Source organism: Bacillus sp. PK3-067 (assembly GCF_056738645.1).
Map to the genome: position 1 here is coordinate 1,738,497 of NZ_CP096490.1, position 21,395 is coordinate 1,759,891.

Below are 21,395 nucleotides of genomic sequence, written 5' to 3' on the forward strand. Positions count from 1 at the left end.
CTTCATCTAGATAGGATAATGTAAACATGAAAAAATAGGTAAAGTGGAAACACGTTTGTTTATTTGCAAAATGAATAAAAAGAAAACCCCCTTGCAGATAAATGTAAGGGGGTTTTTTTGAGTAGTAATTTCGTATCCATGTGTGCGTAAAAATTTTTCCGTTATCGCTCCCTTTGATAGAATCTATTTTTATATGGTTTTTTACCCAATTTTTTAAAAATTAAATTTTATGGCTTGATAATTCATTTAAAATGATTTAATCTTATATCAAATGATATGTTTATCTATCAAAAATGCTTTTGTAAAGATAAAGGAGTGATTGAGAATGTTAAACGCCCCATTGATGGTAAGCCTTTAGGTGCAGCAGCATTGAAAAGATTGAGAAGAAATGAGTGAGCTTTCACAATAAAGAAATCTATAACTTTATGTAGTGTTTGATACCCTTCGATTAGATTATTTGAAAAACAAATCAATATTAATTGAATCAAAGTTTAGAAATTTAATATATGAGTAGTAGAAAAAATCCATTAGTTGTTATCATGTCCTGATAAAAAATGTGAAAAATAGGGAATTAAAATTCTGAGAAAACCTGTTCAGAAAGTAAGTTAGTGAGGGGAATTCAAAACCAATTTAATAAAAGCGAGGTAAATAATATGACTTTTGAAGAAAAATTACAAGCATATGCAGAACTTACGGTGAAAATCGGTGTCAATATTCAACCAGGGCAATACTTATTAGTCAATACATCAGTGGATGCATTGGATTTCGCTCGTATAGTTGTGAAAGAGGCTTATAAGGCTGGGGCAGGGCGTGTTCATGTTAATTTTTCGGATGAAGAAATGGAACGTGCTTACTTTGATTATGCCTCAGATGAAGAATTTAATCGCTTCCCAGAGTGGATAGTCAAAATGAATGATGAGCTGATCGAACGTAAAGGAGCACTATTAATGATAGATGCTACAGATCCTGATAAATTTACAGGTATTTCATCTGATCGTCTAGCTACCTATCAAAAGGTAGCAGGAGCTGCTCTGAGAAACAATCGCAACGCCGTAATGAAGGATTCAATAGCTTGGTCGATGGTAGCAGTTCCTTCACCAAAGTGGGCATCGAAGGTGTTCCCAGGTTTAGCAACTGAGGATCAAGTACCAGCATTATGGGAGGCTATTTTTAAAGCTGTTCGTATTGGTGACGGCAGTGCTATTGAAAAATGGCGTGAACATGTAACAAATTTAGAATCTCGTGCGGTCCTACTGAACGATAAAAAATATATGAAGCTTCACTATACAGCGCCAGGTACTGATTTAACAATTGCATTAGCACCACAGCATAAATGGGTTACTGGAGGTGGTAAAACTCCTGATGATACTATCTTTATGGCTAATATGCCGACAGAAGAGGTTTATACGTTACCGATGAAACAAGGTGTAAATGGCTATGTAAGCAATACAAAACCATTAGTTTATCAAGGGAATATTATCGATGGCTTTAAACTGACATTTGAAGAAGGAAAAATTGTTAAAGCTGGAGCACAGGTAGGACACGATTTATTACAAGAGCTTATTAATGTGGATGAAGGCTCTTGCTATTTAGGTGAAGTAGCACTTGTACCACATGAATCACCAATTTCAGCATCGGGAATTTTATATTTTAATACATTGTTTGATGAAAATGCATCGAACCATTTAGCGATTGGTAAAGCTTATCCAACTTGCTTAGAGGGTGGAAGAGATTTAGAAAACGATCAACTTGAAACGTTAGGGGCAAATATTTCAGTAACACATGAGGACTTTATGATTGGCAGCAGTGAGATGGACATCGACGGTATTCTACCAGATGGAACTGTAGAACCAATTTTCCGTAAAGGTAGCTGGGCATTTTAAGTTTTTAATTTGAATAAAGGAGTAGAGTGGATGAAACGGTTACTAAGCATAATTAGTGCAACTATATAGGTGTTTCATCTGCTTTTGCTTAGGCTGAAAACTACCTCTTTAATTAGAAATAAAATGCATGCAAAGGAGATAGGCCAATGAATTTCTGGGAAGTTGTTTTGATAGTAGTGAATTTTAGTCTATTGAGTTGGATACTGTTAATAGGCAGAGAAACGAAAAAGTGGTCTAAATTAGCTACTTTGATTGCCGTTGTAATGGTTACAGTTCAGTTATTGGCAGAAGGTTTTAGGTGGCAGATGATTCCGGCATATGTATCCCCAGTTATCTTAATTTTATGCTATTTATTAGCTGGGCGGAAAAAGGGCTTTAGAAGTTCGGGTATATTCATAGTTAAGACTTCGTTACTATGTATCTATTTGTCTGTAGCAGTTGCGCTACCCTTACTTATGCCAGTATTTTCATTTGAAGAACCAACTGGTCCACATAGGGTCGGTACGAAGCTATATCATTGGGTTGATCATCAGAGAAATGAACCATATTCAAAAAATCCAAACGATCGGCGCGAACTGATGGTGCAAATTTGGTATCCTGCAGCTGAAAAAAGCAAGGGGGATCCAGAACCTTATATTCGTAACATAAATGAGCTCTCCAAGGGATTGGAAAAAACATTGTCTATTCCTGCATTTGCATTCAGCCACATGGAATTGGTAAAGTCTCATTCGTTTATGGATTTACAACTCTCAGACTCAGAGAATCACTATCCCATATTACTCTTCTCTCATGGTTTTAATGGTTTTCGTAATCAAAACACGTTTCAAGTTGAGGAGTTGGCTAGTCAAGGATATATTGTTCTAAGTATCGATCATACCTTTGATGCTGCAGCTACCGTCTTTCCAGGTGGTCGAACTGCTTACGTACAGCCCATCAATTTAACTGATGAAGGAGATAGTCACATAAAATTATGGGAGGAAGATGTCAGCTTTGTCCTTAATCAGATAGAGAAACTTAACGAAAACGATGAGACCGGTTTCTTTACAGGAAGACTGGATACCTCGCGAATTGGAATGTTTGGCCACTCTTACGGTGGAGCTACCGCAGCACAAATACTTGCAAAAGATTCTCGTGTCAAAGCAGCTATCAATATGGATGGTACATTGTATGGTGAAATCTTGCCTGAAAGTGGCATTGGAAAACCATTTCTGCTCATGAATGCAGAAGAGCCTGATGAAGCAGATCCCTTTGAAGTGAGGGAGCGATACGGACGCGGGTTAGCTGGCGGTGGTATGTCGATGGTCATTCCTCATACGGATCATACAAGCTTTACCGATTTACATTTGTTCTCACCTCTGTTGCAGAGCCCAGGTGAAAATCCAAAGGAAGTTCATCGTATTATTAACGAATTCAGCCTGGCATTTTTTGACCAGTATGTAAAACAGAAGGATGACGGCTCAACCCTTAAAAGGCTGATAACCAAATACCCGGAAGTGAATTTTAAAATAAACCGATAACTTTATGCAGAAAGTAACTCGTACCATTTCCTTTGGCTCTTGTATTTATTACATTAAAGAATTTAATTTCTTCATCGTTATCTAAATAATGAAATACTAAAAATGAAACATTCAAAGTACTATCAGTTTCAGGAATATAATTCTTTTTGAAAAGCTACATTCAGCAGCTGGACACTTTATTTGAGATTGTTTATTATAATATCAAATGATATATTTATCTATCAAAAATGACGACTTTATACAGAAAAAGGGAGAGATTGACGATGAAGAAAGACTTGTCAGCGTTGAAGGAAGCGAGATTTAATGCAATTCTTGATTCAGCTACTATATTGCTTGTTGAAAATCCTACTGCTTCGATGAATGAAATTGCGGAATATGCGGGAATTGGAATTGCTACACTCCATCGCTACGTCGAAAGCAGGGAGAAATTGATGCTGTTCTTGGGCCATCGGGCTATACAACTGGTAAGTGATACTGTAAACCAGATTCCACTGGATGAGGAAAGAAGCGAAAACTATATCCCGGAACTCATTGAAGCGTTAATCCCTTTAGGTGACAAAATCTATTTTCTAGGTCATGATGCATCTGTATTTAACAACAAAGAATTAGGTGAAGCAGAAGAGAAGCTGAGGGAACCCTTAAGACGCGTTATTGAATTGCTACAACAAAGAGGTTACTTTCAGCAAACAGTTAGCAGTGAATGGATTTTGAATACGCTTTATGCTCTGCTTTTCCATACCTGGGAACAGGTACATGAAGGAAATGTGGCTAAAAAATCTGCTGCAGAGCTTGTTTTAAATACATTTTATTATGGTTTCAAAGCTAAGGATGAATTGAGAGGGAAGTGAACTGATTCAAATTCAAATCCATGATAATTAATATTAATAATATAGAAAGTGAAAAGGAGCAATAGGATAATGAATAAAATCTCTATTGTAAAGGCTGTTCATCAATCCATGGTCGGCGCCCAGCTAAATGTAATGGCATTGGAATACATGGCGTTTCCACTTGCAGGATCTGAGGAGAAGAACACAGTCGATTGGACATTTTGTAAGCTATGGCGGCAGGAGAACAACCGTTTTAGTCATCAATACGCCTATGAAGCTCAAATGGACGGGAAAACTTTAGGGATGATTACTTGCTATCCCATACCCGTTTTAAATCGTCTTGCCTGGCCCACTTTTAAACAGTTGCTTTCGTTCCGAAAGCTGGGTTTTGTTGTTTATAACATTCTGAATATCAAAATGCTTTATTCCATGTTTACCTTGAGGGAGGGAGAAGATGACGAGTTTCACATCGGAACAATTGCCTTACTGCCCGAAAGTCAAGGACTAGGGATAGGTACCAGATTAATTGAGTTTGCTGAGGAACAAGCTTCGCTGCAAGGCTTTGCCAAATGCTCTCTAACGGTAAAGAAAGAGAACCAACTTGCCATTAAATTGTATCAGAGGATAGGCTACCAGATTACAGGTGAAATCAATAAACCAAAGTTATCGTTGTACAGAATGGTCAAAAACGTAGAACCTTACAACCATTTATAAAAAATTTGTACAGTATTAGAGGGTACCAGCACATGCCCATAAGCTTAAGGATTCAAAATTACCCCAAAGTAAAAAATGTACATTTTTTATAAGTTAACACAAAATTTTAGCTTGATAGTGATGGGATGAGGCTTCTATATAAAAAAACACAGTTTACACTCAAACTGTGTTTTTTCGACGTATAATGCTTTATCAACATCTCTTTTTATTCTTTAAAATCTGCAACAGAACCAGGCCCCTCCTCAAAGTATAAATTCCAAGGGAGGAACCGTTTTTTTATTTACTTATATACGTACAGCTGTACCACTGACAGCAACCATTAACATTCCATCACGTACAACTTCGTAATCTACGTCAATGCCGACGATAGCGTTCGCACCTTTTTGTTTTGCAAGTTCTTTCATTTCGTCCATTGCAATATCACGAGCGTCTTTTAGCTTACTTTCATAAGCACCAGCACGGCCACCGACAACATCACGAACTGAAGCGAATAAATCGCGGACAATGTTTGCACCCATAATAGCTTCACCATTTACAATATCAATATACTCAATAATTTCTTTACCTTGAATTCCAGAAGTTGTTGTTACAATCATGACTGACACTCTTCTAATAAGTTGTAGTTTTGATAAGATTTCTTATGCCTTAGAAAAAGTGGTTCTGGTGCCAAAAATACTCGATAGAAACATAGAGTATTTTTGCATCAAAACCTTCAATTACATATGTCTTGTTATGACATATGCAATTAAATAAAAGGAATAAAATTGTTTAACATATGTATCGCTATAACATATGCAAGGGATCTATTAGAAATAAGATAAGCCGCAGTAAGCATCACTGTGCCAGGTAAATATATAGCAAGATCCGAAAGTTGATTTGAATGAAGACCTGCAAAAATTATAATCGAAACGATGGATGCAATAGCAGTACCAACATATTCCGAAAAACGATTTACTAATATATGACGAAATATAATTTCTTCAATTATTGGTCCTATAATCCCAAATAGAAGTAATGTGAATATAATAGGCATCTCTGCGCCATTTGTAAGGATCTGTTCTTGGTTCTCTGGCTGACCTGTATTTAGAAAATGCATAATAGAATTTTCCACAATTATCATAAGTAAAACTACCATAGGAATGCTTACTATTTTCAAAATTGTTTTCTCTTTAAAATAAGTAAAACTTTCAATAATTTCTTTCCTAAAGAAAATGATTCCTACAATAGCAGGTACAGTCAAACCGATGGCACTAAGAGCAAATTCTGATTCAACTAAGTTGCTGTTAGTTAAAAGGGAGATGCCAAATAATATGAACAAGCCAATTTGAAGTAGTGCAAACAGTATATAAACTATTAGCATAACAAGTTCTTTTGTATTCATTTTTATAAAGCTCACTTTATTACCTCCATAATGAAATTACTTAGAATCTTTGATTTTTCTTGTTGCATTAGGTTCTCCTTCTAAAATATATTTATTTAATACCGAACCGGACCGTTCGGTTCGGAAACTAATGATACTATAAGTTTCTAGTTTTTTAAACCCCTTTTATAAATTATTAATAAAATAAAAATGGTAAATAACAAATATATTTATATCTCAGTTGCTTATTTACAAGCAAATTTCAGTACTCATTAATTTTTGACAATTAGCTTTTTATAGAATGAAGTGATAAGGCTTTTAACTGCAAGGACTGCGGGAGATATCCTAATATACGAAGTGAAAGTGGGAGTAGTTCAAACACTTTAGCTAAACATATTAATAAAAATTATATATAATAATCATAGTCTATACGTTAAAATTAACTATATATTTTTACACCTTCTACAATTGTAGGTGAAATTAGTTGTATAACAGGACTGAATTAAATAATTGGACATGTTAATTTTGACAGAAAATTTATTTGAATGATATAGATAATACAATTTGATTACCTCTTTTCAAACTGTATTGTTTGAGGTTCACATAATATAGGGATGGATAATATATTTTTGTTCCAAACTTATTTATACTTACAAAAAAATTCAAGAAAATAGATGGTAAATATCACCTGGAATATTAAGCTCGTTTTTATTAGGAGGATTACAAAGTATGACTAAAGTTGATAAGATTAAAGAAAAAATTATTGAAACATCTTTATATTTATTTAATACTAATGGGATAACTCGCACATCCATACAGGATATAATGACAGCTACTGAACTACCTAAAGGATCTATTTATCGTAGATTCAAAAGTAAAGAAGAAATTGTCCTTGCTGCCTATGACAAAAGTGGTGAGATTATGTGGAGTCATTTTCATAAAGCAATGGAAAATAAAAAGACAGCAATTGATAAAATCCTTGCAATTTTCCTTGTATATCAAGATGCAGCTAATAATCCTCCTATTGCTGGAGGCTGTCCATTACTTAATAGCGCAATTGAAAGTACTGGAGTATTTCCAGAATTACAAAAAGCAGCAGCAAAAGGTTATGATGATACAGTAATGTTAATGGCTTCTCTCATAAAAGAAGGAATAGAGAAACAAGAACTTAAAGAAGATATAGATATTATATCGCTCGCTTCTTTTCTTGCATCTTCAATGGAGGGAGCTATTATGGCAAGTCGCGTATCTAACGATAATATACACCATCATTATTTTATTGAACAAATAAAACATCATCTTTTCACTTATTCTAAATAAGTGAGAACTTGCAGTGTTTCCATCCGATTTTTATAAACTTAAATTGAATAAATACCCCTTATGAACAGTATCTTTTGTTTATGAGGGGTATTTGAATAGCTTTTTAGACGATATTCATGTTTCTTATTGAACGGCTTTGTTATCGTTACTACAGAAAAAGCAATAAAGAATTACATATAAACCGATTTATATGTTTTAAGTGTTTCTATATTGGGTTTGTAAATCTACACAATAAGGTTTCATTGTATATAATAAGTGGAATAGAAGTTTAGTTAGATAAAATCCGGTAGTCGAATTTTTTTGCATAAAGCTGTATAATGCTTGTAACGAAAGGGAAATACAGGAAGGGATTTGTAATGAGTTACTATGGAAAAAGATAAACAACAATTAAGCGTTGAAGTTGCAAGATTATATTATCAATCAGATTATAGTCAGCAAGAAATTGCTAACAAATTAAATATTTCAAGACCGACGATTTCTAGATTGTTAAAGTACGCGAAAGAAAAAGGGTTTGTTCAAATTAGCATCGCCGATCCATTTGCGGATTTAGATAACGTTGGGAATTTACTGAAAGAAAAGTACAACTTGTTAGAGGCACATGTTGTATTTTCTCCAGTACCGGAATATGCAACGATTACAGAGTATATAAGTAAATATGCTGCTGAGTATATGGAAAAGACGGTTAAAAACGGTGATATTGTTGGTGTAAGCTGGGGCATGACTATGTATGAAATCGCTAGAAAAATCGTACCGCAACATATAAAAGGGGTAGAGGTTGTCCAGCTAAAAGGTGGTATTAGTCATTCAAGTGTAAATACATATGCGAATGAGACGATAGCTTTATTTGCAGATGCTTTTCAAACGACGCCAAGAAATCTACCTCTTCCAGTTATATTTGATAATGCAGTGACAAAAGAATTAGTGGAGCAGGATCGACATATTCATCACATTATCGAAATGGGAAAACAAGCGAATATTGCAATTTTTACTGTAGGAACAGTGCGAGACGAAGCGTTATTATTCCGATTAGGTTATTTCGATAAGGATGAAACAAATTTACTCAAAAAACAATCGGTCGGTGACATTTGTTCACGTTTCTTTGATGGAGACGGAAATATTAGTAGTGAAGAAATCAATAAGCGTACCATTGGAATTGAGTTAGAGGAACTGAAATTAAAGAAACGCTCTATTTTAGTTGCAGGTGGTAATAGAAAAATAAAAGCAATTGATGGTGCGTTACGTGGCGGGTATGCAAATGTATTAATTATCGATCAGCATACAGCAAAAGAACTGTTACATTATCAAAAAGGTTAGAAATAAAAGGAGTTCTCAAAATTAACATATTGAGAACTCCTTTTATTTTGTTATGTATGAATGATAGGAGTCTTTTTTGAACACAATTTGCCTTTTTAAAAATAATTATGGATATGGAGATACATACTACCATTGTTAACATAGAAAATTTGATTATATATGAACTGTTCTTTGTTAGAATGCGCTTTATTTACTACAAGAAAATGCTTTTTAAAAAAGAATGAACAAAATTTCAAAAGTGTATTTACATTTGTTCAACTAAGAGTTAGAATGAAGTTGTTAAAAGATATGAGGAGTGAAGATAATGAACATTGCAAAGTTAATTGACCATACAATTTTAAAAGCTAATACTACTAAAGAAGATGTTATGAAAGTAATCGAAGAAGCAAAGGAATATAAATTCGCTTCTGTTTGTATTAACCCAGCATGGGTAAAATTAGCGGCTGATGAACTAGCTGGACATGATGTAGACGTTTGTACTGTAATCGGTTTCCCATTAGGAGCAAGCACTACTGAAACAAAAGCATTTGAAACAAAAGATGCTATCGCAAAAGGTGCAACTGAAGTTGATATGGTAATCAACGTAGGCGCTTTAAAAGATGGCGATAACGAATTTGTTGAAAAAGACATTTATGAAGTAGTACAAGCAGCAAAAGGAAAAGCTCTTGTAAAAGTAATCATTGAAACTTGCCTATTAACAGATGAAGAGAAAGTACGTGCTTGTGAATTATCAGTAAAAGCTGGTGCTGATTTCGTAAAAACTTCAACTGGATTCTCAACTGGCGGAGCAACTGCTGAAGATATCGCATTAATGCGTAAAACAGTAGGACCAAACGTTGGTGTAAAAGCATCTGGCGGTGTTCGTACACGTGAAGATGCAGACAAAATGGTAGCTGCTGGAGCTTCTCGCGTTGGAGCAAGTGCTAGTGTTGCAATCGTATTAAATGATGCAAAAGGTGCTACAGATAATTACTAATCGATAAAAGGTTAAAGCAATAGATATACGTTTAAAGTATATCTATTGCTTTAATAATTGAAAAAAATGTAAGCGGATACGAATGGGAGGAAACGGCTTATGAAATACTTAATCGGTGTTTTTGGCCTCGTATTGATTTTAGGTATCGCTTGGCTTGCTAGTAATGATAGAAAGAAAGTCAAATATCGTCCAATCATAACGATGGTTATATTACAATTCATTTTGGGGTTTCTATTATTAAATACAAGTGTAGGGAATATATTAATTAGCGGAATAGCAGATGGTTTTGGAGAGCTATTAAAATATGCCGCTGACGGTGTGAATTTCGTATTTGGTGGATTAGTAAATCAAAAAGAGTTTTCGTTCTTTTTAAGTGTATTAATGCCAATCGTATTTATATCAGCCTTAATAGGTATTTTGCAACATATTAAAGTATTACCTATTATTGTGAAATCTATCGGTCTAGCATTAAGTAAAGTAAATGGAATGGGGAAACTAGAATCATATAACGCTGTTGCATCTGCGATTTTAGGACAATCTGAAGTATTTATTTCAGTTAAGAAACAACTAGGGTTATTGCCAGAGAAAAGAATGTATACATTATGTGCATCAGCAATGTCTACAGTTTCTATGTCTATCGTTGGATCATATATGGTGTTATTAAAACCACAATATGTTGTAACCGCTTTAGTGCTTAACTTATTCGGTGGTTTCATCATTGCTTCTATCATTAACCCATATGAAGTTACTGAGGAAGAAGATATGTTAGAAGTACAAGAAGAAGAGAAGAAGACCTTCTTTGAAGTATTAGGGGAATACATTATTGATGGATTTAAAGTTGCGATTACAGTAGCAGCTATGTTAGTCGGTTTCGTTGCTCTTATCGCATTCATTAATGCAGTATTTAAAGGTGTAATCGGTATTTCATTCCAAGAAATTCTTGGTTATGCATTTGCACCATTTGCATTTATTATGGGTGTACCTTGGCATGAAGCAGTTAATGCCGGAAATATTATGGCAACAAAATTAGTATCAAATGAATTTGTCGCTATGACAGATTTAGCACAAGGAAACTTTAATTTCTCAGATAGAACGACAGCGATTATCTCTGTATTCTTAGTTTCATTTGCAAACTTCTCTTCAATTGGGATTATTGCAGGGGCAGTTAAGAGCTTAAATGAAAAGCAAGGGAATGTAGTCGCAAGATTTGGTTTGAAATTACTATTCGGTGCAACATTAGTAAGTTTCTTATCAGCAACAATCGTTGGCTTATTATTTTAATAGATTTATATAATATAAAAAGGAATGGTGATTGTAATGAGAATGGTAGATATTATTGCAAAAAAACGTGACGGCAAAGAATTAACGACTGAAGAAATCAAATTCTTTATTAATGGATATACAGACGGAAGTATTCCTGATTATCAAGTGAGTGCGCTTGCAATGGCAATCTTCTTTAAAGATATGACAGATCGCGAACGTGCAGATTTAACGATGGCGATGGTTGAGTCTGGAGAAACGATCGACTTATCAGCAATTGAAGGAATTAAAGTAGACAAACATTCAACTGGCGGTGTTGGTGATACAACAACATTAGTATTAGGACCGTTAGTAGCTGCTTTAGATGTACCAGTAGCAAAAATGTCTGGTCGTGGTTTAGGACATACAGGCGGAACAATTGATAAATTAGAAGCGGTAGAAGGATTCCACGTTGAAATTACGAAAGAACAATTCATTGATATTGTAAACCGTGACAAAGTAGCTGTTATTGGACAAACAGGAAACTTAACACCTGCAGATAAAAAGATTTATGCATTACGCGACGTAACAGGAACTGTTAACTCAATTCCTTTAATCGCAAGTTCAATTATGAGTAAAAAAATTGCAGCTGGTGCTGACGCAATCGTACTTGATGTAAAAACAGGTGCTGGTGCATTTATGAAAACAGAAGAAGATGCAAAAGAATTAGCACATGCAATGGTACGTATCGGAAATAACGTAGGACGTCAAACAATGGCAGTTATTTCAGATATGTCACAACCTCTTGGATTTGCGATTGGTAATGCTCTAGAAGTGAAAGAAGCAATTGATACGTTAAAAGGTGAAGGTCCAGAAGATTTAACAGAATTAGTACTCGTATTAGGAAGTCAAATGGTCGTACTTGCGAAAAAAGCAAATACGTTAGAAGAAGCTCGTGAAATGCTAATTGAAGTGATGAAGAACGGAAAAGCAACTGAGAAGTTTAAAGAGTTCTTAAGCAATCAAGGCGGAGATAGTTCAATTGTAGACAATCCAGAAAAAATGCCACAAGCAAAGTATGTAATTGATGTACCTGCAAAAACTTCAGGTGTTATTTCTAACATTGTTGCAGATGAGATTGGTATTGCAGCTATGTTACTTGGTGCAGGTCGTGCAACGAAGGAAGATGAAATCGATTTAGCAGTAGGATTAATGTTACGTAAAAAAGTTGGCGATGCAGTAAAAGAAGGCGAGCCTTTCGTAACAATCTACGCAAACCGTGAAAATGTAGAAGATGTAAAAGCAAAAATTTATGAGAACATCTCTATCGCTGAAACAGCAGTGGCTCCTAAATTAGTTTATACAGTTATTACTGACTAATCATCATTTCATTTACTTTGAGGGGGAAATAATATGGATAAGAAAAAATATATTGAAGAAGCAAACAAGATGTTATCGAAAGCGTATATTCCGTATTCTAAATTTCCTGTTGGCGCAGCGTTAGTTACGAAAGAAGGGAAAATCTATACTGGTTGTAATATAGAAAATGCTTCTTATGGTTTATGTAACTGTGCAGAAAGAACAGCAATATTTAAAGCGGTATCAGAAGGGGAGCGCGATTTTAGTTACTTAGTTATTACAGGAGAAACTGATGGACCGATTTCACCATGTGGTGCGTGTAGACAAGTAATTGCTGAATTCTGTGATCCGAAAATGCCTGTATTACTAACGAATGTAAAAGGTGATGAAAAAGAAGTGACTGTTGAGCAATTACTTCCAGGTGCTTTCACAATTGACGATTTAAAATAAGTTAAAAAGCCATTTTGCAATTATTAATTGCAGAATGGCTTTTTTGTTCATATTCCGTTCATAAACTTTGCGTAAAATGATTGCAGCGAATATGGAAAGTTTACAGCAGGAGGAATATAATGAAGAAATTCTATAATGCGGCATGTAGTTACTTATTGGTTTATGATTTTGCTAAAAAAGTCATTTAAATAGATAGGAGTGGAAAGTATGATAGCACTTTTATCAAGTGTCATAGCGGTTTGTATGGCTGTTGGGGTAATGTTTCTACGTTTTAAAGCAGCGAAAAAGCCGATAACGAAAAAGAAAATTATATTACCACCAATTTTTATGAGTACAGGCGCGATGATGTACTTTTTACCAGATTTTCGATTAACATCGTTAGAAATAGTCGAGGCAATTAGTATAGGGATTATTTTCTCTATTTTTCTTATTAAAACAACTAAGTTCGAAATAAAAGGCGAACATATATTTATGAAACCGTCAAAAGCATTCATATTCATTTTAGTAGGCTTATTAGCTGTACGCGTGGCATTAAAGTCATATTTAAGCCAATCAATTGATTTGGCAGAGTTAAGCGGAATGTTTTTCTTACTTGCATTTGCGATGATTGTGTCGTGGAGAATTGCGATGTATCGCTCGTTTACTAAATTAAAAAAGACAATAAAAAGAGCTGGAATTTCTATATAGGAAATCCAGCTCTTTTTATGTTTTATTAGAATTCTTTAGCTCGGAACTCATTTGCTTAATTTTAAACGTATTTGAGCATCTTGTAATGCGGCTGGTGTAACGTTAAGACCATTTTGATCAACAATTTTTGTGTTTAATAAAATGGAATCTAAGCTTCCACGAAATGTTTGTGTATAGTTTTGGCGCAACATTTGTTGTTCTTGTTTTTCATCAACTGTTAATCCAGTTGCTTTTTCTTTTTTTGACAATTCGTTAATACGGAATAAAATGTTTTTCATTTGATTCACCTCTAGTTAGATTTAATTATATTAGTTACTTACTAATATATAGTTATTTTAACGCTTAATTTTTATTATGTCAACACCATCTAAAAGGTTAAAAATTGACGAAAAATTATAACAATAATAAAATGAATAACAGAGGACAATTAGCTTTACAAGCATACATAGAACACTAGGGGGATTATTATGAAATCAACATTTTTTGCTCAAAATAGAGAAAGACTAACGAAAACATTACCTGATGAATCCGTTACGATTTTATTTGCGGGACGAGCACCGCATATGTCAGCTGATGCCCATTATAAATTTGTACCGAATCGTAATTTTTACTACTTAACGGGAATCGATGAACCAAATGTTATTTTTATGCTGAAAAAGTTTGGGAATAGTGTAGAAGAGACACTTTTCATTGAAAAATCAGATCCAGTAATGGAAAAATGGATTGGGAAGACAGTTTCTAGCGAAGAAGCAGAGGGAATTTCAGGTATAAAGAAAGTTGTATATTTAGATAGCTTTGAAAAGACAATGTCAAATATACTTTTTACAGAAAATGCGAAGCATCTATATTTAGATATAGAACGTCGTGATTGGAATGGTACGGAGACAAAAACATTAGCATTTGCTAAACATGTAAGAGAAAAATACCCACACGTAACAATTGGTAATGTATATCCGAACATTTGTGAATTACGAGTATTTAAAACAGAGGAAGAAATTGAAATTATTAAAGAAGCGATTGCTGTAACGAAAGATGGTATTTACAATGTGTTAAAAAATGCAAAAGCAGGCATGATGGAGTATGAATTAGAAGCTCAATTTGATTTTACACTGAAATCATCTGGCATTAAGCACCATGCGTTCAATACAATTTTGGCGAGTGGGAAAAATGCTACAGTTCTTCATTATGAAGATAATGATGCACAAATTCAAAATGGTGACTTAGTATTACTAGATTTAGGTGCTCAAAAAGACTACTATAACGCTGATATTAGTTATACATTCCCGGCAAATGGAACATTCTCTAGTCGTCAAAAACAAATTTATAATATTGTATTAAAAGCATTAAAAGAAACAACAGCGCTTATTAAGCCAGGATTAAAGTTCGCTGCATTAAATGAGCATACAAAAAAGGTACTGGCAGAAGAGTGTAAAGCAATTGGTTTAATTCAAGAAGATGAAGAGTTATCAAAATACTATTATCATGGTGTCAGCCATTTCCTTGGTTTAGATACACATGATGTAGGAACATATAAAGATAGAGTGTTAGAAGAAGGTATGGTTATAACAATTGAACCTGGTCTTTATATTGAAGGAGAATCAATTGGAATTCGTATTGAAGATGACATTCTTGTAACGAAAGACGGGTATGAAAACTTGTCAAAAGATATCATTAGGGAAGTTGAAGAAATTGAAGAATTTATGAGTGTAAATAATGAACATGTAAAAGGAAACCAAGCTGTAGTTAAATAATAAAAGAGTCATCACTAATTTATTTGAACTTTATCTCGAATCGTGGACAATTAAAAAATCCATGATTCGGGATAGGGTTCTTTTCTTCGAAATACTAATCTTTAATTATTAATCCTAATAAAGTAGCAAACTGAACAGCTTGATATGTTGATACTTTACATCCTCTTAAATCGTTCACTGAAACTGTAAGTATATCAAAGGTAGAAGAACTAATATCTATCCCCTTCAGTGATGTCTGATCAAAATTAGCTTCATCAAGACTACATAATTGGAATTCAACTTTTTTAAGTTTACAGTCAAAAAAATCTGCATTATTTAATGAAGTTTCATTAAATATAATTTTTTCTAGTTTAGAATTTCCAAATGCTGCTAAATTCAAAATTGAATTCTCAAATTTAACATTTCCTAAGCTAGATTCTGTGAAATTTACTCCGATTAATTTACTATTTTTAAATTCGACTCTGTGAACAGAAGAATTGCTTAAATTAACATTTGATAAATCACAGTTTTCAAAACAAACATCTGTAATATCAATATTGCTAAAGTCTGTATTAGTAAACTTACAGTTTTTTATCACCGCATCATACAATCGCACTCTATCTACACATTCATTTTCGAAAGTGGAGTCTATAATTTCACAGACTTCTAATGTTGGATCTTCTTCATAAAAAATATCTTGAAAATTCTTTGAAGATAACTCTGGTGAAATTTTTGGTCTATCAATTTTCATCGTATATCAATCCTCTTCTATTTGATATATTTGTGTAATTTGAGTCCATTGTCTGTAAAGAACATTAGTTCTTATTATACAAAAATCTAAGTTCTTTTGTGAAGAGCATTTTAGCTACATTTTTCTTATTTAATAATAGCAGTGTTATTGTTTCTTAAGAAATAACGTCAAAACAAATACGAGAACGGCTAATATAGTCGCTACAAGGAAAGCATTATGTATTTCTAAAATATTCGCCTCTTGTAATGTCTCCGCTTTTAGTAATCTTCCAATTAGCTTACGTAAGATCTAATTACATCTCCTTATTTTCTTGAAAATCAACTTCTATAATGATTTTGAAAAAGAAAAAGGGGGGATTTTCCATGAAGCGATTTGTATTAGCAGTCATTACAGTCTCTGCAATATTTTTAATTGCTGCCTGTTCTGTGACGACAAATACAACAAATGATCATAAAAATATGAATGATAAAAAAACACTACAGACTGAAACAGCTACAACACCATTGAAAGTTGAAAAAGGACCAGAAGTTACTTTAATAGCGAAAGAAGAAAAGCAAAAATTAAGTAACGGTGTTATTGTTCCAGTCTGGACATTTAATGGCTCATCTCCTGGTTCAGAAATTCGGGTGAAAAAAGGTGAAAAGGTGAAAGTGACATTAAAAAATGAATTATCTGCACCAGTATCTATTCATTGGCATGGATATCCTGTCCCAAATAACATGGATGGAATTCCAGGCGTGACACAAGATGCAGTTGAACCAGGAAAAAGTTTCACTTACGAATTTGAAGCGAACGTACCAGGAACGTACTGGTATCACTCGCATCAAGATTCTGTAAATCAATTAGATAGAGGTTTGTATGGAGCGCTCATTGTAGAAGATACAAAGGAAAAATATGATAAAGATTACACATTAATGTTGGATGAATGGGTTACAGATAAAGAAGAAATGAATAAGCAGTTAAAAGAAATGACAAAAGGGCAAATAGGTAATAAATCTAAAGGTAATGAAAATGGGGAAAAGAATGATGATAAGAACGGCATGGCTCATTCTGATATGAACATGGGCATTGATAAAAAAGACTCTAGTAATATGGAAGGAATGGACCATGGAAATATGAAGATGGAAGGTCATGATATGAGTATGTACGATTTATTCACAATCAATGGAAAAAGCGGTGATTTAGTAGCGCCATTAAAAGTGAATAAGGGAGATAACGTTCGTCTTAGACTCGTCAATGCTGGTTATCTATCACATGATATACATGTTCATGGCCATGATATAAAAGTAATTGCGACAGATGGTCAACCAATAAACGATCCAAAAGTTATAAAGGATAAAGTAATTTCAATCGCACCGGGTGAACGTTATGATATTGAATTTACTGCTAATAATCCTGGGAAATGGTATGTTGAAGACCATTCGAAAAATAAAGGTGCAAAAGGAATGAAAGCTGTTATTGAGTATGATGGCAGCAAAGAGATGAAAGATAAAACAGACGAAAAAGAAAAATTACCGAAAGTAGATATAATGAAATATGGTACTAAAAAATTAGGTAGTTTCACGTTAAATCAAGAGTATACTGCCACATATAATATGGACTTAAATACGCAAATGAATGGAAATGAAATGGTATATACAATTAACGGAAAGGTATTTCCGGATATTGACCCAATTCAAGTGAAAAAGGGTGATTTAGTAAAAGTGAGATTGGTAAATCGTTCTAAAATGGATGATCACCCAATGCATTTACACGGACACTTTTTCCAGGTGTTGAGTAAAGATGGAAAACCGATAGAAGGTTCTCCAATTGTGAAAGATACATTGAACTTAAAACCGGGAGAAGAATATGAAGTAGCCTTTGTAGCAGATAATCCGGGCGATTGGATGTTCCACTGTCATGATTTACACCATGCTTCAGCTGGGATGGTAACAGAAGTAAAATATACAGATTACAAATCGGATTATGTTCCAAACCGAAACATTCCTAATAAGCCAGAGTAATATTAAGCAGTTATCCTATGGATAGCTGCTTATTCATTTTTGTTGCAAGTACTAATGTATGTGTTGATCATGCCCGGATGTAGGTGAGGGAGTATGATCTGGGAATGTCGCGAATACGGCAACGATAATTACTACACTAATTGAAAGTAATGACAAAAAACGCTGTTGGATAAAAGTAGAAAAGTTCTCCGATAATAATTGAATCACACAGGACATAGTAATCGTTATAGTAAGTAAAAGGCTAATGAACAATATACTATGAGCTTGTTGAGCGTTTAACATTTCTGTAATCATTGCTCCCATCATACTTGCCATTAATCCAGAGAACATTCCTTCTAAAGCGGTATATAGGTGAAAACGTAGACCGATTAAAAAGCCGATAAAACCACTAATTGAAATAGCAAGCAAAGTAGAATATAGTAATTCCTCCTTAAAGAGAATGCCTAAGTAAAAACCAATACTTAAACCGATACTCATACTAAAAGACATAATAAATACCATATACTCCATTAGGGTACCCTTACGTTTGGAAATATAGGATGTAATAAGAATCGAAGTACAGCAAAGTGTTAAGGTAGTTAACGTATAAGCAAACATTATGATACCTCCTTGTCCTATCGTTCATTTCATCATATGTTTATATGGAGGGTACTTATGCTTATTAATATCTGCATATTATCTGCACAATTTCATAGATGTAGGCAAAGAGACGTTTGATTTTTTAGGGCGTCTTTTTTAATTATAAGCATGTGAAAGAAATTGTTATATTATGAGTTTCTATTGTGAAGCCATAAAGAATAAGCGTATAATATTATAGGTCTCACATTTGCGAGACAAACCGCGAATGATAAATAAGATTGTTGTTTTATCATCGCTTCTAAACATATAGACAATGAAAGTAACACTGGAATACAGATAGGGAGTTATAAAATGAAATTAATTATTGCCGAGAAACCAGATCAAGGGTTGGCTCTTGTTTCACAGTTTAAATATCGCCGGAAAGATGGATATTTAGAAGTAGAAGCGAATGAGTTATTTCCAAATGGAGCGTACTGTACATGGGCAATTGGTCATTTGACGCAGTTATGTAATCCAGAGCATTATCACGCAGAGTGGAAAAAATGGTCACTTAATACGTTACCGATGATTCCAGAGCGTTTTCAATTTGAAGTAACAAAGTCGAAGTATAAACAGTTTAACGTTGTGAAACAGCTGTTACATAATCCACAGGTAACAGAAATTATTCACGCAGGCGATGCTGGGCGTGAAGGGGAACTGATCGTACGAAATATTATTAATCTTTGTAACGTGCAAAAGCCGATGAAGCGTCTATGGATTTCGTCTTTAACGAAGCAAGCTATTTACCAAGGGTTTAAAAATCTACTTGATGAAGCAGATACAATTAATACGTATTATGAGGCGTATACAAGGTCATGTGCGGACTGGGTCGTTGGTATGAATGCATCACGTGTTTTTAGTATTTTGCTAAAGAAAAAAGGAATGAATGATGTATTTTCTGCTGGTCGTGTCCAGACACCAACGTTAGCATTGATTGTAAAGCGAGAGAAAGAAATTGAAAACTTTAAGTCAGAGCCTTTCTGGGAAGTGTTTGCAACCTTTAATATAGAAGGAAAGAAATATGACGGAAAATGGGAAAAGGATAATGAATCCCGCTTAAAAGACCCTGATATGGCGAATAAAATTGCGGCATTTTGCCAAGGGAAACCGGCTGTTGTGAAGGAAATGAAAACGGAGCGTAAAGAGTTTCAGCCGCCACTTTTATTTAACTTATCATCACTGCAAGCAACGGCAAATAAAGCCTTTAAGTTTTCACCGAAAAAGACGCTTGATATAACGCAAGCACTCTATCAAAAAGGGATTGTTTCTTATCCACGTTCAGATTCTAACTATGTTACACAAGGAGAAGCAGCGACGTTCCCTGATATTTTACAGAAGTTAAGTCAGTTTGATGAATATAAAGGCTTATTACCGGCTCCGGTTGAATCCATTATGAATAACAAGCGTTATGTAAATGAAAAGAAAGTAACAGATCACTACGCAATTATTCCGACAGAGCAAGTTACAAACCCAAGCAGACTATCAGGTGATGAAAAGAAAATATACGATATGATCGTAAGAAGGCTTATTGCAGCTCATTATGAAGTTGCAATCTTTGACTATACAACGATTGTAACGCTTGTAGATGAACGTGCTGAATTCATTTCAAAAGGAAAACAGCAAATTCAAGAAGGTTGGCGTAAAGTTATTTTCCAAGACGATAAAGATGACGAAACCATTCTTCCAATTGTAGCTGAAGGCGAAGAAGGAAAAGTTGTAAAGGTGAAAGTGAAAGAAGGAAAAACACAGCCACCGAAGCGCTATACAGAAGGACAACTTATTACGTTAATGAAAACAGCTGGTAAGTATTTAGAGAATGAAGAGCTGGAGAAAGTATTAAAGAAAACAGAAGGTTTAGGTACGGAAGCGACTCGCGCAGGTATTATTACGATGCTGAAAGACCGTAAGTATATAGATGTAAAGAAAAACCAAGTGTATGCGACTGATAAAGGAAAAGTATTAATTACCGCAATTGGTGATAAAATACTAGCTTCACCAGAAATGACTGCGAAATGGGAACAACGTCTTGCGGAAATTGGTGAAGGTACAGCTTCACCAGCTACATTTATGGAACAGACGAAAAAGCTATCAGCTAAAATTATTGAAGATGCAGTGGAAATGTCTGAGAAGTGGGATTTCACTGGACTACATGTTGAATCGATTGAACGAAAAGGATCGAAATTTACAACGGGTAAAAAGGTTGGTAGCTGTAAAAAATGTGATGGCGATGTAATTGATAAGTCAACGTTTTACGGTTGTTCTAACTATAATACAACGCAATGTGATTTCACCATTTCAAAGAAGATATTAAGTAAAACAATTTCGCAAAAGAATATGACAAAGCTCTTAAAAGGTGAAAAGACTGATTTAATTAAAGGCTTTAAAAAGGGCGAGAAAACGTTTGATGCGAAATTAGAGTGGAAAGATAATAAGATTAATTTTGTATTTGAGAATTAATTTGTTAAAAGAGCATGACATAAAACTGTCATGCTCTTTTTTTTTCTTTTATATAAAATTTAACGATAAAAAAAATCCTTTAAATAATAATTTTTTATTGTAAAACGATAAAATTTGTATTAAAATCAAAATCATAATAAATGAGTGAGGTGCTTTTTTTAAAAGGTAACAACCTTATTTTTAAAATTAG

19 protein-coding genes are annotated in these 21,395 nt (G+C 34.1%); 14 read left to right on the forward strand and 5 right to left on the reverse strand.

The window, feature by feature from the left end:
- Positions 1-653: 653 nt before the first annotated feature.
- The 4 genes from M1D73_RS09050 to M1D73_RS09065 all read left to right on the forward strand — a co-directional run bounded on the left by M1D73_RS09050 (position 654) and on the right by M1D73_RS09065 (position 4,941).
- Positions 654-1,883, forward strand: a complete 1,230-nt coding sequence (locus M1D73_RS09050) for an aminopeptidase (protein ID WP_100650745.1) — start codon at positions 654-656, stop codon at positions 1,881-1,883.
- Positions 1,884-2,029: 146 nt separating this feature from the next.
- Positions 2,030-3,400 carry an alpha/beta hydrolase family protein gene (locus tag M1D73_RS09055; RefSeq protein ID WP_001012296.1) on the forward strand — a complete coding sequence of 457 codons (1,371 nt, stop codon included), beginning with the start codon at positions 2,030-2,032 and terminating at the stop codon, positions 3,398-3,400.
- 263 nt (positions 3,401-3,663) lie between these two features.
- Positions 3,664-4,248, forward strand: a complete 585-nt coding sequence (locus M1D73_RS09060; RefSeq protein ID WP_000710981.1) for a TetR/AcrR family transcriptional regulator — start codon at positions 3,664-3,666, stop codon at positions 4,246-4,248.
- A 69-nt stretch (positions 4,249-4,317) separates the two neighbouring features.
- Positions 4,318-4,941, forward strand: coding sequence for a GNAT family N-acetyltransferase (locus M1D73_RS09065; RefSeq protein WP_121868393.1), 624 nt, complete (start codon positions 4,318-4,320; stop codon positions 4,939-4,941).
- Positions 4,942-5,225: 284 nt separating this feature from the next.
- Here M1D73_RS09065 and M1D73_RS09070 read toward each other — a convergent pair whose 3' ends face one another.
- Both M1D73_RS09070 and M1D73_RS09075 read right to left on the reverse strand, forming a co-directional pair.
- A complete protein-coding gene (locus tag M1D73_RS09070) occupies positions 5,226-5,537 on the reverse strand; it encodes a heavy metal-binding domain-containing protein (RefSeq protein ID WP_000637505.1) in 312 nt (103 codons plus the stop codon).
- Positions 5,538-5,686: 149 nt separating this feature from the next.
- Entirely contained in the window at positions 5,687-6,337 is a 651-nt protein-coding gene (locus M1D73_RS09075; protein ID WP_000008141.1) for a CPBP family glutamic-type intramembrane protease, read from the reverse strand.
- Positions 6,338-7,030: 693 nt separating this feature from the next.
- Between M1D73_RS09075 and M1D73_RS09080 the strand changes: the two genes are divergently transcribed.
- From M1D73_RS09080 to M1D73_RS09110, 7 genes are all read left to right on the forward strand, one after another.
- Positions 7,031-7,621, forward strand: a complete 591-nt coding sequence (locus M1D73_RS09080; protein WP_025687223.1) for a TetR/AcrR family transcriptional regulator — start codon at positions 7,031-7,033, stop codon at positions 7,619-7,621.
- A 366-nt stretch (positions 7,622-7,987) separates the two neighbouring features.
- Complete coding sequence (locus tag M1D73_RS09085; RefSeq protein WP_121868391.1) at positions 7,988-8,935, forward strand: sugar-binding transcriptional regulator; 948 nt, start codon at positions 7,988-7,990, stop codon at positions 8,933-8,935.
- A gap of 304 nt (positions 8,936-9,239) precedes the next feature.
- Positions 9,240-9,911, forward strand: a complete 672-nt coding sequence (deoC, locus tag M1D73_RS09090) for a deoxyribose-phosphate aldolase (RefSeq protein ID WP_001017436.1) — start codon at positions 9,240-9,242, stop codon at positions 9,909-9,911.
- A gap of 99 nt (positions 9,912-10,010) precedes the next feature.
- Complete coding sequence (locus M1D73_RS09095; RefSeq protein WP_000876188.1) at positions 10,011-11,192, forward strand: NupC/NupG family nucleoside CNT transporter; 1,182 nt, start codon at positions 10,011-10,013, stop codon at positions 11,190-11,192.
- A gap of 36 nt (positions 11,193-11,228) precedes the next feature.
- Entirely contained in the window at positions 11,229-12,530 is a 1,302-nt protein-coding gene (locus tag M1D73_RS09100) for a pyrimidine-nucleoside phosphorylase (protein WP_121868390.1), read from the forward strand.
- A 33-nt stretch (positions 12,531-12,563) separates the two neighbouring features.
- Positions 12,564-12,959, forward strand: coding sequence for a cytidine deaminase (locus tag M1D73_RS09105; RefSeq protein ID WP_000358533.1), 396 nt, complete (start codon positions 12,564-12,566; stop codon positions 12,957-12,959).
- Between the two features lie 207 nt (positions 12,960-13,166).
- Positions 13,167-13,646, forward strand: coding sequence for a CcdC family protein (locus M1D73_RS09110; protein ID WP_017656786.1), 480 nt, complete (start codon positions 13,167-13,169; stop codon positions 13,644-13,646).
- 47 nt (positions 13,647-13,693) lie between these two features.
- On the opposite strand, the gene M1D73_RS09115 is transcribed toward M1D73_RS09110, so the two are convergent.
- A complete protein-coding gene (locus M1D73_RS09115) occupies positions 13,694-13,924 on the reverse strand; it encodes a DUF896 domain-containing protein (RefSeq protein WP_000789783.1) in 231 nt (76 codons plus the stop codon).
- A 189-nt stretch (positions 13,925-14,113) separates the two neighbouring features.
- On the opposite strand from M1D73_RS09115, the gene M1D73_RS09120 reads away from it, so the two are divergent.
- Positions 14,114-15,397 carry an aminopeptidase P family protein gene (locus tag M1D73_RS09120; RefSeq protein ID WP_000842983.1) on the forward strand — a complete coding sequence of 428 codons (1,284 nt, stop codon included), beginning with the start codon at positions 14,114-14,116 and terminating at the stop codon, positions 15,395-15,397.
- Between the two features lie 94 nt (positions 15,398-15,491).
- On the opposite strand, the gene M1D73_RS09125 is transcribed toward M1D73_RS09120, so the two are convergent.
- A complete protein-coding gene (locus tag M1D73_RS09125) occupies positions 15,492-16,127 on the reverse strand; it encodes a pentapeptide repeat-containing protein (protein WP_121868389.1) in 636 nt (211 codons plus the stop codon).
- Positions 16,128-16,489: 362 nt separating this feature from the next.
- On the opposite strand from M1D73_RS09125, the gene M1D73_RS09130 reads away from it, so the two are divergent.
- Complete coding sequence (locus M1D73_RS09130; protein WP_121868388.1) at positions 16,490-18,130, forward strand: multicopper oxidase family protein; 1,641 nt, start codon at positions 16,490-16,492, stop codon at positions 18,128-18,130.
- A gap of 51 nt (positions 18,131-18,181) precedes the next feature.
- Here the strand turns inward: M1D73_RS09130 and M1D73_RS09135 are convergent, their stop codons facing one another.
- On the reverse strand, positions 18,182-18,727 hold the full coding sequence (locus tag M1D73_RS09135) for a hypothetical protein (RefSeq protein WP_000458537.1): 546 nt from the start codon (positions 18,725-18,727) through the stop codon (positions 18,182-18,184).
- Between the two features lie 333 nt (positions 18,728-19,060).
- Here M1D73_RS09135 and topB point away from each other — a divergent pair, with 333 nt between their 5' ends.
- Positions 19,061-21,205 carry a DNA topoisomerase III gene (topB, locus tag M1D73_RS09140; RefSeq protein WP_000766755.1) on the forward strand — a complete coding sequence of 715 codons (2,145 nt, stop codon included), beginning with the start codon at positions 19,061-19,063 and terminating at the stop codon, positions 21,203-21,205.
- The last annotated feature ends 190 nt before the right edge of the window (positions 21,206-21,395 follow it).

What these genes read in the sequence shown, in the direction of transcription:
- M1D73_RS09050 (WP_100650745.1), top strand. Translation starts at nt 654, where the DNA reads ATGACTTTTGAAGAAAAATTACAAGCATATGCAGAACTTACGGTGAAA.
- M1D73_RS09055 (WP_001012296.1), top strand. Translation starts at nt 2,030, where the DNA reads ATGAATTTCTGGGAAGTTGTTTTGATAGTAGTGAATTTTAGTCTATTG.
- M1D73_RS09060 (WP_000710981.1), top strand. Translation starts at nt 3,664, where the DNA reads ATGAAGAAAGACTTGTCAGCGTTGAAGGAAGCGAGATTTAATGCAATT.
- M1D73_RS09065 (WP_121868393.1), top strand. Translation starts at nt 4,318, where the DNA reads ATGAATAAAATCTCTATTGTAAAGGCTGTTCATCAATCCATGGTCGGC.
- M1D73_RS09070 (WP_000637505.1), bottom strand. Translation starts at nt 5,537, where the DNA reads ATGATTGTAACAACAACTTCTGGAATTCAAGGTAAAGAAATTATTGAG.
- M1D73_RS09080 (WP_025687223.1), top strand. Translation starts at nt 7,031, where the DNA reads ATGACTAAAGTTGATAAGATTAAAGAAAAAATTATTGAAACATCTTTA.
- M1D73_RS09085 (WP_121868391.1), top strand. Translation starts at nt 7,988, where the DNA reads ATGGAAAAAGATAAACAACAATTAAGCGTTGAAGTTGCAAGATTATAT.
- deoC (WP_001017436.1), top strand. Translation starts at nt 9,240, where the DNA reads ATGAACATTGCAAAGTTAATTGACCATACAATTTTAAAAGCTAATACT.
- M1D73_RS09095 (WP_000876188.1), top strand. Translation starts at nt 10,011, where the DNA reads ATGAAATACTTAATCGGTGTTTTTGGCCTCGTATTGATTTTAGGTATC.
- M1D73_RS09100 (WP_121868390.1), top strand. Translation starts at nt 11,229, where the DNA reads ATGAGAATGGTAGATATTATTGCAAAAAAACGTGACGGCAAAGAATTA.
- M1D73_RS09105 (WP_000358533.1), top strand. Translation starts at nt 12,564, where the DNA reads ATGGATAAGAAAAAATATATTGAAGAAGCAAACAAGATGTTATCGAAA.
- M1D73_RS09110 (WP_017656786.1), top strand. Translation starts at nt 13,167, where the DNA reads ATGATAGCACTTTTATCAAGTGTCATAGCGGTTTGTATGGCTGTTGGG.
- M1D73_RS09115 (WP_000789783.1), bottom strand. Translation starts at nt 13,924, where the DNA reads ATGAAAAACATTTTATTCCGTATTAACGAATTGTCAAAAAAAGAAAAA.
- M1D73_RS09120 (WP_000842983.1), top strand. Translation starts at nt 14,114, where the DNA reads ATGAAATCAACATTTTTTGCTCAAAATAGAGAAAGACTAACGAAAACA.
- M1D73_RS09125 (WP_121868389.1), bottom strand. Translation starts at nt 16,127, where the DNA reads ATGAAAATTGATAGACCAAAAATTTCACCAGAGTTATCTTCAAAGAAT.
- M1D73_RS09130 (WP_121868388.1), top strand. Translation starts at nt 16,490, where the DNA reads ATGAAGCGATTTGTATTAGCAGTCATTACAGTCTCTGCAATATTTTTA.
- M1D73_RS09135 (WP_000458537.1), bottom strand. Translation starts at nt 18,727, where the DNA reads ATGTTTGCTTATACGTTAACTACCTTAACACTTTGCTGTACTTCGATT.
- topB (WP_000766755.1), top strand. Translation starts at nt 19,061, where the DNA reads ATGAAATTAATTATTGCCGAGAAACCAGATCAAGGGTTGGCTCTTGTT.